Raw genomic sequence first — 2,704 nt, 5'->3', positions numbered from 1 at the left:
GCCCGATTCCACTGATCCCTATGAGGTTCTGGCGTATCTCCTCCAGAGAAATGAGGGTGTGAAAACGTATCCGGGGATAACAAGTCTCATTTCCCGGATAATTCACCGGATCGTCAACCCGTTTGCAAAACTCACCGGGCTCTGCAATCTCCTCGATGCCGTAAGTAAGAAAGGAGACACTGCTTGTTCACGTGAGATCCAGACCGAGATCTGTGAGCGCCTTGAGACACTTCCCGCTGAATATCAGAAGATCCTGATCCTTTCGGATCTGGCAACCGTCAGGAGTTCGATGGACACTCAATTTTCGGCGGGATGTGTCAGGAGGGGCATCGCCCTCCTGAAAGGCGTTGAATTCGACAAGGATGAGCTGGCACGGAGGCAGATCATCATCGCGCTCGTAAGTCTCCATGCAGCAGATCCCCGGGAGGAGTGGATAGAATCTGCATTGTCCATCGTCGCGAAGATCCGGGATCCTGTCGAATATATTCACTCTCTCATGTCGATATACCGGATGATCCGGAAAGACCGGCATCGGTGCAGCGATTTTTTACAGACAATGGTACAGGCAACCGATCGCATTTTGTCACCCTATGAGAAAGCAGACACCCTCCTCGCTATCGTGCCTCTCGCCCTGCAGGACTGTGGAGATACGGATATTCCGGACGAGCTGTTAAAACGATCCGAGGCCCTGACAAAGAAGATCAATATCCCGTCAATCGCCGATACGATCAGGGGCAACATTGCACAGGTTTACCTGATGCTGCATGAGAAGACAAAGGATGTACGGTATCGTAAAGCGGCCATCCAGCTCTTCAGATCGATCGATGATGACACGCTGCGTATCGAACGGCTCAGCCAACTGGAGACTGATGAGAAGTACGAAGTGATACCGCAGTATATGAAAATCCGCCTCCTTTCAGAGAAGATCACCAAAGAGGGCATCCACCCAAGCCAGATCATCACTCTCGAGCGACTGGTACGGAGTGTTGCCGATCGCGGGAAGGAGTCGATTCTCTTTTGCAACCTTGCAATTTTTTTCAAACAGATGGGGGAAGGCAAAGTGGCACGGAAGATGATCCAGAACGCCGTGAAGGAGGCACGGATCATCCGCCCGCTCTCACGCCGCTCCCATATCATGTGTGACATCGCCCTCAAGTGCTATTCTGCCGGATGCGAACATGCCGCCCAGGAGATCCTGGACAATGCCATCGATGCAGCAACCAACATCCGGCAGTCCACGTTGCGGGATGAGGTCTTTGACGAACTTGGCCATGCCATCAAGATCATGCAGGAGATGTAATGGAGGCCAAAACCATCGAGGTCCATATCAGCGGCCGGGTCCAGAGGGTGGGGTTTCGGGCATGCATTAAAAAGATCGCAATAGATCTTCACATCAATGGTACAGTCATCAACCTCCATGATGGCAGAGTTCAGGTTTACGCAACCGGCGAACCGATGATCATCGAGAAGTTCCTCTCGATGTTGTACAGTTGTCCCCGTGCGGTTGTCCGCGAGGTGAAGATCACCGAGATCCCGTATAAACCATTTGATGATTTTTCAATCATCCGGGGCGAAAGCCATATCAGTACCGGGCTTTGAACTCACTTTTTGCTGTTATTGCCGTAAGCATGGCAAGAACCTGTTCATCTACCTTTTGTGCATTGATTGTCGTGTAGAAGGTTCGGATCATCGACTTCATGAGATCATCGGATAACAGGCATCGGTCACTTCCAACCTCATAATCAAGGGAATGGAGGGTCTTCCTGCCGATGGCGGACACGACCTCATCGATCATTCCTGCCTTGAGGGGTTCGATCAGGTCCTGGATCAGGCTGCCGGCACCTTCATGGAGAAATCCATAATCCGGGTCAAGCCGGGCGCCAATGACGGCAACCGAACAGGCCCCGTAAAGGAGTGCATATCCAAAGGAGAGCATTGCATTCACCGGATCGGTCTGGGGCTTCATGGTCCGTCTGCGAAATCCAAGAACGGGGGGCTGACTTCGCGCCAGGATCTCGTAATACATATCGGATGTGAGACGGTGAAGGCGGCGGATCTCGTCAAGCTTGATCAGGTACGCCTTCTCTTCAAGAGAGTTGTGCATCAGTTCAAGCTCTCCCGCATAGCAAAGAGCACTGCCTATTGATTCTTCCGTACGTTCAATGACAATGAGGCGGGAGGTTAACGACCCGCGGGCAAGGGAAACCGCATATCGCTGGCGGGGTGTTTCTCGCTGCAGCTTGCAAAGGTCATCCTGCACCTCACTTCCATACGGCCGGATTATGCCGGCAGGTGTGCCATCCGGTTCGAAGAAGGATATACAGGAACCTTCCCGCACGAGCCGGGTGATTACCGAAGAGGCGATCGTGTGCCCCCCAACCACAAGGAGGTGTTTGACCTGGTCGAGGGGATACTCTTCAACCGACTGTCTCTTCTGGACAAACAGGGTTCTTCTGGATGCCTTGATATGGGCACCGTACCCGCTCACTGACACCCAGGGAACTTCCGTCACGTCCAACACCAAAAAATGTTCGCTCTCCTATCTCATTACTACCACATTTCCATTGATTAATACATCGTTTTCCTCATGAATCCGGTAACCGCAGGGTAAAAAAATTGCGCAGGCGGTTCCATTTCGGTGTGTTTTTACCAGATGCAATCGTGATATATACACTTGTCATGCAATAGCATAACAGGGGTACAT

3 protein-coding genes are annotated in these 2,704 nt (G+C 51.9%); 2 read left to right on the top strand and 1 reads right to left on the bottom strand.

The window, feature by feature from the left end:
- Positions 1–1,300: hypothetical protein (locus CW742_RS10080; RefSeq protein ID WP_292419923.1), on the top strand; the 1,300-nt coding region annotated here is incomplete at its 5' end.
- Positions 1,300–1,599, top strand: a complete 300-nt coding sequence (locus CW742_RS10075; RefSeq protein WP_292419920.1) for an acylphosphatase — start codon at positions 1,300–1,302, stop codon at positions 1,597–1,599. The genes CW742_RS10080 and CW742_RS10075, both read left to right, overlap by 1 nt.
- Here CW742_RS10075 and cas1 read toward each other — a convergent pair.
- On the bottom strand, positions 1,583–2,512 hold the full coding sequence (gene cas1 / locus CW742_RS10070; protein WP_292419918.1) for a CRISPR-associated endonuclease Cas1: 930 nt from the start codon (positions 2,510–2,512) through the stop codon (positions 1,583–1,585). The two genes, CW742_RS10075 and cas1, sit on opposite strands and share 17 nt — an antisense overlap.
- Positions 2,513–2,704: the final 192 nt, after the last annotated feature.

The organism is Methanoregula sp. (assembly GCF_002835825.1).
GTDB lineage: Archaea > Halobacteriota > Methanomicrobia > Methanomicrobiales > Methanospirillaceae > Methanoregula.
This window is presented reverse-complemented; position numbering and strand designations above follow the sequence as displayed.

Bases quoted from the DNA above. Each gene is read 5' to 3' on its own strand.
- CW742_RS10075 (WP_292419920.1), top strand. From the start codon at position 1,300: ATGGAGGCCAAAACCATCGAGGTCCATATCAGCGGCCGGGTCCAGAGG.